The 13493-nt window shown below is 39.7% G+C and carries 16 protein-coding genes; 4 read left to right on the top strand and 12 right to left on the bottom strand.

Annotated features, from left to right (window positions below):
* Nucleotides 1-3: 3 nt before the first annotated feature.
* The 3 genes from V7S75_RS03445 to V7S75_RS03435 form a co-directional block, all read right to left on the bottom strand.
* Nucleotides 4-1314, bottom strand: coding sequence for a UDP-glucose dehydrogenase family protein (locus tag V7S75_RS03445; RefSeq protein WP_459511376.1), 1311 nt, complete (start codon nucleotides 1312-1314; stop codon nucleotides 4-6).
* Nucleotides 1315-1390: 76 nt separating this feature from the next.
* Nucleotides 1391-3004 carry an alkaline phosphatase PafA gene (pafA, locus tag V7S75_RS03440; protein ID WP_459511374.1) on the bottom strand — a complete coding sequence of 538 codons (1614 nt, stop codon included), beginning with the start codon at nucleotides 3002-3004 and terminating at the stop codon, nucleotides 1391-1393.
* Nucleotides 2991-3458: a type I restriction enzyme HsdR N-terminal domain-containing protein gene (locus V7S75_RS03435; protein ID WP_459511372.1), complete on the bottom strand. Its 468-nt coding sequence runs from the start codon at nucleotides 3456-3458 to the stop codon at nucleotides 2991-2993. The genes pafA and V7S75_RS03435 overlap by 14 nt, the downstream gene beginning before the upstream one ends.
* A 71-nt stretch (nucleotides 3459-3529) precedes the next feature.
* Between V7S75_RS03435 and V7S75_RS03430 the strand changes: the two genes are divergently transcribed.
* On the top strand, nucleotides 3530-4303 hold the full coding sequence (locus V7S75_RS03430) for an AMP nucleosidase (RefSeq protein WP_459511370.1): 774 nt from the start codon (nucleotides 3530-3532) through the stop codon (nucleotides 4301-4303).
* Here the strand turns inward: V7S75_RS03430 and V7S75_RS03425 are convergent, their stop codons facing one another.
* Genes V7S75_RS03425 through argS form a run of 4 tightly spaced genes read right to left on the bottom strand, consistent with a single transcriptional unit; the run spans nucleotide 4304 to nucleotide 8992 of the window.
* Nucleotides 4304-5656, bottom strand: a complete 1353-nt coding sequence (locus V7S75_RS03425; protein ID WP_459511368.1) for a tetratricopeptide repeat protein — start codon at nucleotides 5654-5656, stop codon at nucleotides 4304-4306.
* A gap of 14 nt (nucleotides 5657-5670) precedes the next feature.
* Complete coding sequence (gene menA, locus V7S75_RS03420) at nucleotides 5671-6579, bottom strand: 1,4-dihydroxy-2-naphthoate octaprenyltransferase (RefSeq protein ID WP_459511366.1); 909 nt, start codon at nucleotides 6577-6579, stop codon at nucleotides 5671-5673.
* 3 nt (nucleotides 6580-6582) lie between these two features.
* Nucleotides 6583-7161 (bottom strand): glutathione peroxidase, encoded by a 579-nt coding sequence (locus tag V7S75_RS03415; RefSeq protein WP_459511364.1) that lies wholly within the window; start codon nucleotides 7159-7161, stop codon nucleotides 6583-6585.
* A 46-nt stretch (nucleotides 7162-7207) separates the two neighbouring features.
* Entirely contained in the window at nucleotides 7208-8992 is a 1785-nt protein-coding gene (gene argS / locus V7S75_RS03410; protein ID WP_459511363.1) for an arginine--tRNA ligase, read from the bottom strand.
* A gap of 111 nt (nucleotides 8993-9103) precedes the next feature.
* On the opposite strand from argS, the gene V7S75_RS03405 reads away from it, so the two are divergent.
* The 3 genes from V7S75_RS03405 (at nucleotide 9104) to V7S75_RS03395 (ending at nucleotide 11391) form a co-directional block, all read left to right on the top strand.
* Entirely contained in the window at nucleotides 9104-9670 is a 567-nt protein-coding gene (locus V7S75_RS03405) for an L-threonylcarbamoyladenylate synthase (RefSeq protein WP_459511361.1), read from the top strand.
* The gene (locus tag V7S75_RS03400) at nucleotides 9671-11122 is read left to right on the top strand and encodes a CCA tRNA nucleotidyltransferase (RefSeq protein WP_459511359.1); all 1452 of its coding nucleotides are present in this window, start codon (nucleotides 9671-9673) and stop codon (nucleotides 11120-11122) included.
* 71 nt (nucleotides 11123-11193) lie between these two features.
* Complete coding sequence (locus V7S75_RS03395; RefSeq protein ID WP_459511357.1) at nucleotides 11194-11391, top strand: helix-turn-helix domain-containing protein; 198 nt, start codon at nucleotides 11194-11196, stop codon at nucleotides 11389-11391.
* Between the two features lie 7 nt (nucleotides 11392-11398).
* Here V7S75_RS03395 and V7S75_RS03390 read toward each other — a convergent pair whose 3' ends face one another.
* The 5 genes from V7S75_RS03390 to V7S75_RS03370 form a co-directional block, all read right to left on the bottom strand.
* On the bottom strand, nucleotides 11399-11659 hold the full coding sequence (locus tag V7S75_RS03390) for a hypothetical protein (protein ID WP_459511355.1): 261 nt from the start codon (nucleotides 11657-11659) through the stop codon (nucleotides 11399-11401).
* Between the two features lie 36 nt (nucleotides 11660-11695).
* Nucleotides 11696-11848, bottom strand: coding sequence for a hypothetical protein (locus V7S75_RS03385; protein WP_459511353.1), 153 nt, complete (start codon nucleotides 11846-11848; stop codon nucleotides 11696-11698).
* A gap of 7 nt (nucleotides 11849-11855) precedes the next feature.
* Entirely contained in the window at nucleotides 11856-12029 is a 174-nt protein-coding gene (locus tag V7S75_RS03380) for a hypothetical protein (RefSeq protein WP_459511351.1), read from the bottom strand.
* 189 nt (nucleotides 12030-12218) lie between these two features.
* Nucleotides 12219-12848: an NAD(P)H-dependent oxidoreductase gene (locus tag V7S75_RS03375; protein ID WP_459511349.1), complete on the bottom strand. Its 630-nt coding sequence runs from the start codon at nucleotides 12846-12848 to the stop codon at nucleotides 12219-12221.
* Nucleotides 12849-12919: 71 nt separating this feature from the next.
* Nucleotides 12920-13486, bottom strand: a complete 567-nt coding sequence (locus tag V7S75_RS03370; RefSeq protein WP_459511348.1) for a YceI family protein — start codon at nucleotides 13484-13486, stop codon at nucleotides 12920-12922.
* Between the last annotated feature and the right edge of the window lie 7 nt (nucleotides 13487-13493).

The following is a 13493-nucleotide window of genomic DNA, read 5'->3' as shown; positions in this document are numbered from 1 at the left end:
CAATTAGTTAACTGATTGGCGACCTACTGAATAGTATGTGTAACCTAATTCTTGCATTTGAGGTAATTCATATAGGTTCCGACCGTCGAAAATGACTTTATTTTTCAATAAGGTTTCCATGCGATCGAAATCTGGCGTTCTGAATTGTGGCCACTCCGTAACAATTAATAAGGCATCAGCCCCATCAATGGCATCATATGGGGTTTTGGAATATTCCACCACGTCGCCAATTTGCTCGCGCACGTTTTTCATGGCCTCAGGGTCATAAACGCGTACTTTGCAACCTAAGGCTAATAATGCTTCGATGTTATACAAGGCAGGTGCTTCACGGATATCATCCGTATATGGCTTAAATGCCAAGCCCCAAATGCCGATTGTTTTACCGGCTAAATCATTTTTGAAATGCCCTTGGATGTAAGGCATCAATTTCGTCTTTTGTAATTCATTCACGCGCATCACCGAATCCAAAATATGGAATTGATAATCGTTTTCCTCTGAAGTCTTTGCTAATGCTTGAACGTCTTTTGGAAAACATGAACCTCCATATCCAATTCCTGCAAACAAGAAACGCTTGCCAATTCGCGAGTCTGTTCCAATACCTCTGCGGATGTCGTCTACATTGGCACCAACTTTCTCACACAAATTTGCAATCTCATTCATGAACGTAATCTTTGTTGCCAAAAATGCATTGGCAGCATATTTGGTCATCTCAGCAGAACGCTCATCCATAAATATGATTGGATTGCCTTGACGAACCAATGGAGCATATAACTTGCTCATCAATTCCTTTGCACGATCTGATTGTGTTCCAATCACCACGCGATCAGGTTTCATGAAATCCTCCACGGCAACTCCTTCACGTAAAAATTCAGGATTGGATACGACATCAAACGGTACTTTAGCCTCTTTTGAGATAGCAGCATGAACCAATTCCGATGTTCCTACGGGTACAGTACTCTTGTCGATGATTACCGTATAGTCCTTCAACAAGGGGCCTAAATCATGAGCTACTTTTAAAATATATTTTAAGTCGGCAGAACCATCTTCTCCTGGAGGCGTTGGCAATGCTAAAAAGATCACTTTCGCGCCTTCAATACCTTCAGACAAAGAAGTCGTAAAGTTTAATCGGCCTTCATTTACATTCCGATGAAACATATCTTCCAAACCGGGCTCATAGATAGGTACAATCCCATCCTGCATCTGCTTGATTTTTGCTTCATTAATATCAACACAGGTTACATGATTTCCTGTTTCTGCGAAACATGTTCCTGTTACGAGTCCTACATATCCTGTTCCTACTACCGCAATTTTCATATAGCTACTTTCTTGATTTAGTTCAAAAATTGACCTCTAAATTAGGTATAAATCTTTAAATAATATAATTAATGGGCTACTTAGTTTGAATCACCCGACCAATGCTGCCTGATGGTTCCATGCAATTCAACCAATTTGCCAATGTTGTGGAGATGTCACTTATTTCTGTACGGGTGCTAATTTCTTGTGGTTTTACTTTCCAGCCAAAGAATAAAAGCGGTACATGGGTATCATATGCGTAAACGGTACTATGGGAAGTCCCCGTTTTATAACCAATGAGCCATTGAGGTTTTAATAACAACATAAAATCTCCACTTCGTGCCGGATTATATCCGTTCTGTAAAATGTTTTTGTAGCTATTGATGATTGAAGTCTGACTAATGGACTGTAAATCAATTAAATCGGCAAATCCATCTTGTTTGTCTAATGATTGACGCACTACCTGAAATAAATCCGTGCGAGAAATGCCCATTTTCTTGATTGTTGCCGCATTAAAATGTAATTGAGAATTATCTTCTCCAATCAACAAATCAACATCGCCATAGGCCGTATTTAAAGCTTTCTTTAAATCGGAAACAGCCTTTGTACGGTCAAATATACCACCTGGGAGTTTCTTGCTTTTGATAAATCCGGGTACTTCCGCAACTGCATGGTCTGCTGTTAAAAATACCAAAACTTGATCTTTCCCATATTGTTTGTCCAAATACGAAAGTAAATCGGCGATGTCTCGGTCTAAACGTAAATACGTATCTTCTAATTCAATAGATTGAGGGCCAAAACTATGTCCTACATAATCTGTTGAAGAGAAGCTAATCGCTAAAAAATCCGTCGTGCCTCGTTTTCCTAATTGCTCCTCTTGCATCGCCTTGATAGCGAAATCCTTCGTCAAAGTGTTACCATAAGGACTCGTACGAATGAGTTCCAAAGGATTTCCGCCTTGCAAGGTATGAGGAAATACAGGAGCTGTTTCACCTGCCATTTTACTTTCAAATTCGCCATTGTCAGGTGCGCTCGAATGGTAAGTATCTAGGGGATATAATGTGTTCCAGCCCAATTTGGCCATTTTTTGCGCGCGTTCTTCCGCATTAAACCCTTGAACCCAAGTTGGCAATTCTTTCATGTAAAAGGATGATGTGATCCATCTTCCTTCTTTGGAATCATACCAATATGCCGCATCAGCCGTATGTCCACCTGGCAGAATTGCCCCCCGGTCTTTCAATGCGATTGCTATGGTTTTGCTTTGATAGTTTTGGGAAATTTTTAATTGGTCTGTGATGGTACTGGTCCACAAATTTTTGGGTGACATAAATCCTGTTTTCCCCGTTGTACCCACGGTCGTTACCGTAGAATCATCTGTGCAATACACCCGTTTACCCGTCGCACGGTCCATCCATTCATTCCCTACAATACCATGAACCGCTGGCACAGTACCTGTGTAAACGCTCGCATGGCCTGCCGCTGTAACTGTAGGGGCATAGTTGTAATGATTGTCTTGGCAATTTAATCCTTCCCGCATCATGCGTTTTAAGCCATTTTCACCATAGCGATTCGCAAAGCGATATAAATAATCGTAGCGCATTTGATCGACTACAATTCCTACCACGAGTTTTGGTCGAGTAAGCTTATTTTGAGCGAATAATAGATTACAGCCTAGTAGGAGCAGGCCTACGAATAGTTTAGTTATTTTCATAATAGGAGGGAAATTGATCTAAAGGAATCGTTTCTTTTTTCGTATGGTCAATATGGTAGATGTGGTTTTCTAATCCATTCGTTAATACAATATATTTAGCCTGATTTTTCTTCTGATATTGACTTGCCTGCTGAAACGTCATCGAACTAATCGCGATGTGAGGGGCCTTGCATTCTATCAACATAAATACGTCACCAGCAGCGTCATATACCTGAATGTCTGTCCTTCTATTCAGTTGGTCAATCTTATGATTTCGTTCAATCTGAACATTAGACGCAGGATATTTTAAATGCACCGTAATAAAATTTAAACAATGCTGGCGCACCCATTCTTCAGGGGTTAATACGCGGTATTTCTTTGCAATTCCATCAAAAATGTAAAGTTTTCCTTCCTTTTGCGTTATTTTGTATTCAAATGCAGGAAAGACAATAGGTAGTTCTGATGAAGCGTGCATAATTTTGCCAAAAGCTAACAGCTAAATTAATCTATTTGTTGATTTAATTCATTAACAAACCTTACATATTCATGAAAACAAAAGAAGAGATTGTACAAAATTGGTTACCTCGCTACACAGGAACTCCTATCGAAGCATTTGGTCAGTATATTCTTCTGACGAATTTCAAGAATTATGTAGATATGTTTGCCGAAAAATTTCAAGTTGAAATTTTAGGCCAAGACCGCCCGATGCAAACTGCAACGGCAAATAACATTACCATCATCAATTTCGGAATGGGGTCTCCCATGGCCGCAACGGTTATGGACATTCTATCAGCTATTTCACCTAAAGCTGTTTTGTTCTTAGGTAAATGCGGCGGTTTAAAGAAAAACTTACAATTGGGGGATTTGATTTTACCTATCGCTGCTGTGCGTGGTGAGGGTACATCTGATGAATATTTACCCAAAGAAGTTCCGGCTTTGCCTTCCTTCCGGTTACAACGTGCCGTATCTTCCATGATCAAAAAACACGAGCTTGATTATTGGACGGGTTTGGTTTATACAACCAATCGGCGCGTTTGGGAACACGATGAGGTTTTCAAAACCTATTTATCTGATATTCGTGCAATGGGTATCGACATGGAAACGGCAACCATTTTTACCGTGGGTTTTGTCAATAAAATTCCTCATGGAGCTTTATTGCTTGTCTCAGACAATCCGATGACACCCGATGGAGTTAAAACAGAAGCCTCCGACAAAAAAGTTACCACGAATTATGTTGATTCCCATTTGCAAATTGGAATCGATTCGTTAATTGAATTAGCAGATTCTGGAGAATCCGTTAAACATCTACGTTTCGAATAATTAATTGCAATGCTCTCGGATTACTTGGTAGGCTTGGTTATATCCTAATTCTCCGGATTTACTTAAGTCCATGCAACCGGTATTGTCGCTTAATGCCAACTTAATTATTCCCCTTACATAATATGCTTCTGCGTATTTAGGGTTTAATTTAATGGCATTGCTGCAATCCTGAATGGCATTGCGCTGATCCCCTAAGTTAGATTTGGCTACTCCACGGAAGAAATAGGCCTCTGCATAGATCGGATTCAATGCGATCGCACGGTTATAATCTTCCATAGCTTGTTTAGAATCACCTGATTTAGCTTTGGATGAACCTCGGTTAAAATAAACCTCCGCACGTTCAGTCGTAAATTCTGCAATTTTTAATTTGTCTTGAACTCCATTACGTAATTCATCCAAAAGCGCTTTCGTCATTTTCGTGTCATATACGATTTTAGCTGCTTCATTATTCCCGATTTCAGCTGCCTTGGTATAATCTTCAATCGCTCCTCGCGGATCACCTAATTTTGCTTTAACAAATCCTCGGCCATAGTAGGCTTCTACCTTGGATGGGTCCATCTCAATGGCTTTGCTGAAATCTTCTAATGCCCCTTTTTCGCCATTCTCTCCGCGAAAATTTTCTAATTGCGTTTTGCAAAATCCTGCATGATACCAATCATCAGCATTGTCAGGGCTCAACTTGATTGCCTCGTCAAAGTCCTTCAAAGCAGCTTGGTACTCAGCTAATTTCATTTTTGAATAGGCGCGATTCGACAAATAATTTGCCCGCTTGGGACTAATTTCAATTGCTTTATCAAAGTCCTCAATACTTCCTTTGTAATCTGCCAAATGTGCTTTAGCCTCTCCACGCGCCGCTAAGCCAGGTGCATATTCTGCGTTTAATTCTAAGGATTTGTTGAAATCAGAAAGCGCGCCTCGGTAGTTGGCTAATTTGGATTTTGAAATTCCCCGACTAAAATACGCCGTTGCTTCCAAAGGGTTTAAACGAATTGCCTCGTTGTAATCTTGAATCGCCACTTTATGATTTTCTTGTTTGCTATAACTTTGTCCGCGCGCAATGAATGCCTCAAAGTAAGTTGGCTTTAATTCAATCGCTTTATCAAAGTCCAATATAGCTCCACGGAAATCCTTCAAATTGTACTTGGCAAATCCTCGATTATAAAATGAAATGGGATTGGGGTTCGCGACATTCTTCTCAATTTCTAAACTGAAGTTACGAAGCGCATCGGCATAATTACCCGTTTTGTTCTGGGTTAAACCCAATTCAAGGTAGTTTGTGCTGTCTTGTGCAAAAGTGGCTGTCGTGCTTGCGCTTAAAATACCCACAAAAAGAATTGTGTAGATATGCTTCATAGTCGTGTTCGAGGTTATTGGATGATTTCGCTAATTCCGAAAAGCAAAATTAATAATAAAGTTCTTAATGCCGTCTTCTTTAAATAAGGATCTATTTCCGTAGGCGTCATTGTTGGCTTCAGTTCACGGAGCATGATTATAATTGGATAATATCCGAGAAGAATCAATAAGTTCGCTGTTGTATTTGACGCTGATTTGTAGACTGCCATATGATAAACAGCAAATGGGATGATTCCCATAAACAACAATATTTTTTGATAATAAAATCCTAGCGTCTTTCCAATACGAACAGGAATCGAATTTTTACCAGATTTTTTGTCATTGTCTAAATCACGCAGGTTGTTTAGGTTTAGAACGGCCACCGACAATAAACCACATCCCGCGGCAGGGTAGGCGATGTGAAACGGAATGGATTGGGTTTGTAGAAAATAGGTCCCCATGGTTCCTACTAGGCCAAAAAAGATGAAAACTGAAAGATCACCGAGTCCCATGTATCCATACGGTTTTTTACCTACGGTATAAGCGATCGCCGCAATAATACACGCAACGCCCAATCCTAAAAAGTTCAACCAAATTTCCCAAGAGGCCTTTTGCAAACTATAGGCTAAAAGACCAATACCCATTAAAAAAGAAAGGCAAGCCGTTAAAATAACGACTTGCTTCATTTCTTGACGATTGATTTTGCCGGTTTGAACCGCTCGTAAAGCAACTTTACGGTCTTGATTATCAATACCATTTGCCGAATCACCATAGTCATTCGCAAAATTCGAAAGTACTTGTAATCCAACCGTTGTTAAGATGGCTAATGCTGCAATTATCCAATCAAATTTACCATTTGCATAGGCTAATAAATTGCCCAACATGATACTCGCTACTGCAAGTGGTAATGTTCTTGGCCTAGCCGCTTCAACCCATCTATTCATGTATTATTTTGCCAATGCTGCTTGAAATTCTGAACTAGTTGGCTTAATGCCTGAAGCAAAGAAATTAGTCAGTTCCCCTTTTTCATTGATGACATATTTGCAAAAATTCCAAGTGGGCTCTTTTTCGTTCCAACCGTTTTGCGATTTATCACTTAACCATTGGTATAATTCACATTTCCCTGCGCCTTTTACTACGACTTTCTCCATCATTTGGAAAGAAACTCCGTAGTTTTTTAAGCAAAATGATGCGATTTCTGAGTTTGTTCCTGGCTCTTGACCACCAAACTCATTGGCAGGAAATCCCAAGATAACGATTTCAGGATTAGCCTTGTGAAATGCTTCCCAATCTGCATATTGAGGAGTATAACCACATTTTGAAGCCGTATTTAATACGACGATTTTCTTGCCTTTAAATTGGCTGAAATCAATTTCTTTTCCATCTATCCCCTTCATTTTGAAAGAGAAGAAGTTCTTTTCTGCCGACTGAGATACTTCAGTAGGGCGTTCTAATGCTACTTTTTGTGTGAATGGCAAAGCCAAGGCAGTTAATAGCGATCCGATTTTCATAAGGCTGACGATCATGGTGATAAGGATTAAGAGGATGAGTATTTTGTATTTGTTTTTCACGTTACATACGTTCTGGTGCAACTATTCCTAATAACGCCAACGATGCTTTAATTGTTTCACCGGTTAAGGATGCTAAATTTAACCGAATGTTTCGGCTATCTGCATTTTCTTCATTTAAAATACTCAATTCATTGTAAAATTTATTGAATTGCTTCGCTAAATCATAGGTATACTGTGCGATAACCGAAGGTGCAAACTGCGCCGCAGCCTCCTGAATTTTCGATTTGTAATTACCTAGCAAGAAGATTAACTCTTGCTCGGATTCAGCTAATTCATACGATTTACCAGCAGCAATTTTCATATCAATTCCCATGCTTTCCGCCTTTCGCGTCATCGAACAAATCCTTGCATGCGTATATTGAATAAATGGCCCCGTATTTCCTTGGAAATCAATAGACTCTTCCGGATTGAATAACATGCGTTTTTTCGGGTCAACCTTCAATAAGAAATATTTCAAAGCCCCCAATCCTAATTGGTTAAATAAAGCATTGGCTTCTTCGGCTGAGAATCCTTCAATTTTCCCTAATTCCAATGTTCTCGATTGCGCCGTGTTAACCATTTCAGCCATTAAGTCATCCGCATCTACCACAGTTCCTTCACGCGACTTCATTTTGCCACTTGGCAAATCCACCATTCCATAGGATAAGTGATAATTGCCTTCCGAGAAGGGTTTATTTAGTTTTTTGAGAATATGAAACAATACCTCAAAATGGTAATCTTGTTCATTCCCAACGACATAAACGGAACGTTTGGCGCCAAAATCTTCATATTTTAATTGCGCCGTTCCCATATCTTGCGTGATGTAAACAGATGTTCCATCCCGACGTAAAACCAATTTCTCATCTAAGCCTTCTTCCGTCAAATCAATCCAAACTGATCCATCGTCTTTTCTGAAAAACACACCCTGCGCTAAGCCTTCATCAACTAATTTTTTACCCAATAAATAGGTATTTGATTCTCGATAAATTTTATCAAAACTTACACCCATTTGTGCATAACTCTTCGCAAATCCATCGAAAACCCAGGTATTCATCTGCTCCCAAAGGGCAATCACACTAGGCTCGTTTTGCTCCCAGGCTAATAACATATCCTGTGCCTTCAATAGGATAGGGGCTTGTTTTTTGGCCTCTTCCGGGTCTATTCCTTGTTGAACTAAAGTTTCAATTTCTATTTTGTAAGCTTTGTCAAATGCCACATAATATTTTCCAACTAAATGATCTCCTTTCAAACCACTAGATTCAGGGGTTTCGCCGTTGCCAAAGAGTTGGTAGGCCAACATCGATTTGCAAATATGAATTCCGCGATCATTAACCAAATTCGTTTTAATCACCTCATAACCCGCTGCATCCAAGATTTGCGAAACAGAGAATCCGAGAAAGTTATTGCGTAAATGACCTAAGTGTAAAGGCTTGTTGGTATTAGGTGAGGAGTATTCGATTAGTACTTTTTCTTTTTTATCTGCTAAGTTAAATGGCTGTGCATCCTGATTAATTCCATTCAAAATTTCAACCCAAACAGCATCTTGTAAACTAAGATTCAAAAAGCCTTGAACTACCTGAAATGCTTTGATTTTTGGGTTGTTGGCCAACATGTATTCCCCCAAAAGCAGAGCAATTTGTGCAGGAGCTTTGGCCGCTTGTTTCGTAAAAGGGAAAACGACAAAGGTGAAAGTACCTTCAAATTCCTTTTTGGTTTCTTGTAAAACGATTTCTTGCGCGTCGATTGAAAAAAGATGTTGAAGTCCTTCTTGTAAACTTTTTTGAATCGATTGTTGGATACCTAGCATGTTGAAATCAACGGGTTTAATGAAAATTAATGGCTACAAAGGTAGCCAATTAAGGGCAAACATTGACTTGCAAGGGGCATTTTTGACGAATTTAATCTTACCTTTGTGGCCATGACGCCAAATCTATATCATGATGCGATTGCCTCCCTTAAATCAGGTGGTGTTATTCTTTATCCCAGTGATACAATCTGGGGTTTAGGTTGTGATGTGCGTAATGACGCAAGCATAGAGAAATTATTGCAAATCAAACAAAGACCATCAGAAAAAGGCTTAATTGTGCTGATTTCGAAGATTGAACAATTGAATGAATACGTCGAAGAGGTACCTGAAATTGCTTGGGATTTAGTGGATTTTGCGGAAGATCCATTAACTGTTATTTACCCAAAAGGGAAAAATGTAAGTGCCCATTTATTGGGTCCGGATGGCAGTATTGCCATTCGTTTGGTTAAAGATGAGTTTTGTAAAGGTTTGATTTATCGTTACCAACGAGGTATCGTCTCAACCTCCGCGAACATATCCGGTGAAGCTTCACCGATTAATTTTGAAAGTATTGCTGGTTCTATCAAAGAACAAGTGGATTATATATTGAAAAACCCCAACCCATCGAAGGGGAATAATAAACCATCCAAAATTGTCAAATTGGGCTTAGGTGGGGATTATTCATTGATTAGAGGATAAATGAAGACAGGGCAGGTGATTATTTCTGAAGATATTTTTCGTCGCATTGGGCTAGCTGCCGATCGCATTCAAATGGAATCCTATGTCGTAGGTGGATTTGTGCGTGATTCGATTTTGGGTAGACCTTGTAAGGATATTGATGTTGTTTGCATCGGTTCGGGAATTGCCTTGGCGGAAGAAGTAGCCCGTGAATTTGATTTGCCGGATCATAGTGTTTCGATTTTTAAGAATTTCGGTACGGCCATGTTGAAGGTCGATGATTGGGATCTTGAATTTGTGGGAGCCCGTAAGGAATCTTACCAACGGGATTCTCGGAAGCCACTAGTGATGGAAGGTACTTTGGAGGATGACCAAAATCGGCGAGATTTTACGATCAATGCGATGGCAGTTCAACTGAATCAGGCGAATTGGGGAAAATTATTAGACCCTTTTGACGGGATTGCTGATTTGAAATCGAAAATTATCCGAACGCCTTTAGAGCCTGGTATTACGTTTTCGGATGATCCCTTGCGGATGATGCGCGCGGTTCGATTCGCTAGCCAATTGGGTTTCGATATTTATCCGGAGACCTTTGAGGCCTTGAAAAAAGAAAATGAGCGCTTGGAAATTATCTCCATGGAGCGAATTTCGGAGGAGTTGAATAAGATTATTTTATGCCAAAAGCCATCTTATGGCTTTCTGTTATTGGATGCGTGTGGATTATTAGCTCGCATTTTTCCTGAGTTTGTTAAACTCAAAGGGGTCGATACGGAAGAAGGGAAGGGGCATAAGGATAATTTCTATCATACTTTGCAGGTATTGGATAATATTTCTCAACATACGAATGACCTTTGGTGGCGCTGGGCGGCGATTTTGCATGATATTGCGAAACCGCAGACCAAACGTTTTGTCAAAGGCAAAGGTTGGACTTTTCATGGTCACGAGGAAATGGGTGCCCGACAAGTTCCGTCGATTTTCAAGCGTTTGAAATTGCCTTTGAATGAGAAAATGAAGTTGGTGCAAAAGCTGGTCCGCTTACATTTACGTCCAATTGCCTTATCGAAAGAGGAAATAACCCATTCTGCTTTACGTCGTTTGCTTTTCGAAGCCGGAGATGAATTAGAGGCACTCATGACACTTTGTCGGGCAGATATCACCTCCAAAAATGGTGACAAGGTGAAACGCTATTTAAGAAACTTTGATTTAGTAGAGGAAAAGCTTAAAGAAGTGGAAGCGAGTGACTCCCTTCGTAATTTCCAACCTGTCATAACCGGGGAGATGATCATGCAGGTATTTGACATAGGTCCGGGAAAGGAAATTGGTTTGATTAAAATTGCTGTTCGGGAAGCTATTCTTGAGGGAAGTATTCGAAATGACTTTGAATCCGGTTGGCCTTTAATGATTAAAGAAGGTGAAGCTTTAGGGTTGCATCCTGTATTTTCGCTCGAAGAATTTTTGAAATCAATTTCTTGATTTAAATTATCAGTTTTTTAGGCTTGAAGCGCTTGTAGCTTTAATACATTTGGTGGTTAAATCTAACCACTATGAAACATGTCATTCGTAATATTCGCCGTTTGCGATTGGATCGCGAACTCTCACAAGAGAACGTCGCTTTTAATCTTCAAATCTCACAAAGTAGTTATGCCAAGTTAGAATCCGGACAATCCAGATTGAGTATTGATCGACTATATCAACTAGCCGTTTATTTCAATGTGCCGATAGAAGAATTAATAAAATTGTAAACAGTCCCTAGTTAGGGACCGTTTGCATTTCTTCGAGTTTCTGTCGGATTCGATTCCCGATGGTCTCAATAGCTTTCGTGAACAATTCAGGGACAATCTTTTCGATTTCCTCTGCAGGGAGATTATCAGGTACTTTAAGATGTAAGATTTTAAAGTGCCCATTAATCTTTAGTTGAACTCGCTGATTGGCGTCTTCAAACTCTTCAACCAGATTGTTTCGGAATAGTTCCAGTTGGATTTTTATATCATCAATTGTTTGTGTTTTCATGGGTGTAGATTTTTGGCGGGGCTTTGCCCCGCCAGTTTATTTTATAAAATCAGCAAGGTCTTTGAGTACGCCAATCGCCCAATCAAAACCTTCTTTGAAGCCTTTTTTGAAATCATCAAACCAGCCGCCACCTCGTATGTCCCGAAGCTCCTGTTCCGTGAAACGTGTCCAATTCGTTGTCGTTTTCATGATTACATTAAAGTAAAATGGCTAGTAATCCACCCGTGTAAATAACTGCTGCAATCACGACGGCGACTCCCGTGATAATGCCAAATGTTTCCCAGAAACCTCCACCATCTATGTGGATTAGTTCCATTGAATTCAATTCTTGCATACCCCATGCGGACACAGGGAAAAATTCTTGTTTCATGATTTTACATGTTTAAAGGGTTAGGTATTAGATTATATATTGCTCGAGCTGCATGTTAAAATTACAGTCATTTTGCCCCAATGATTATTCTATATTCAGGTAAGAAATTCGTAAAAGGTTTAAAAAACTGATAATAAAAAAAGGCCGCCTTTGGGGGCGACCTTTTTTGAAAAAAATAGACTGTTTCTATTACATGCGAACAAATAATTCGTCTTTTGAATAACGAACTTTGGCAGCATTAGCCATATAATCATTCGCAGCGTCACGCTCGCCTACAGCAAGGATTAACACAGAATGTAATCCTTTGGCAGATAAATCCAATAACTCATCCAATTTCGCGGGAATAAATCCTTCCATCGGAGTAGTGTCGATTTTCAATTCTGCTGCAGCAGCTAAAGCTGTTCCCATCGCCAAATACACTTGACGAGCAGCCCAACCTGCTTGTACTTCTTGTGGTAAACGTAACATGGAACCAGCAATTGCACCGCGGTAATCCGCTAATGCTTCTACAGGAACATTACGTGTTTCTGCAACCAATTGAATAAAAGAATCAATTTTAGCTTCTGTAACATCATTCCAAGCGGCAAAAACCAAGATGTGAGACGCCTCCGTAATTTGCGGTTGGCCATAAGCAATCGGTTGAATTTGCGCACGCAATGCTGGATTTTCAATCACAAATACTTGGTAAGGTTGTAAACCGAATCCTGACGCCGAAAGACGAATCGCATCTAAAAGGCTTTCAATTTTATCCGCAGATACTTTGTTGCCATTCATACGCTTGGTCGCATAGCGCCAAGATAAATCATTAATTAAAGACATGTTGTTGATTTTTTATATTAAATAATAAAGCCGAGATGCAGATTTACACCTCGGCTCTTAAGCGGATTAATTTATTCGCTAACTAAAGATACAACTAATTTGAAGTCATCCATGATAGCTTTGTCGCCAATTGAATCAAAGAATTTCTTTGAACCGTATTGGATGTTGTAATCTGTACGATCAATTGTGATAGAAGCCTTAGCAGCTACCTTTCCTCCTTTTACTGAAATTTCAGCTGGGAAAGAAATTGATTTAGTGATTCCTTTGATTGTTAAATTACCCGTTACTTGGTTTCCAGCAATCTTCGTGATCACGAAAGTAGCTGTTGGGAATTTTTCGATTTCAAAAAAGTCACCTGAAGTAATGTGGCCAATGAATTTTTGGTTGTAACCTGGATCTGTGATATCCAATGCCTTGATTGTTTTCAAGTCGATTGTAAAGTTACCACCTACTAATTTGTTACCGTCTACGTTCAAAGCACCTGCTGAGATACCCACTGTACCATTGTGCTTACCTGTTACTTTTTCTGCATACCAAGCGATTGAGCTTGCTGCTGTGTTTACTTTCACCGCTTTTGGTGCTGCGAAAGATGCGATGCTCATTACGAGCGCTGTCAAGATTAGGCTTACTTTTTTCATTTTATTT

It is taken from the genome of Aquirufa sp. TARAVU-A1A, from assembly GCF_054558675.1.
The sequence above is the reverse complement of the archived record's forward strand: the minus strand, read 5'-3'. Positions and strand labels throughout refer to the sequence as shown.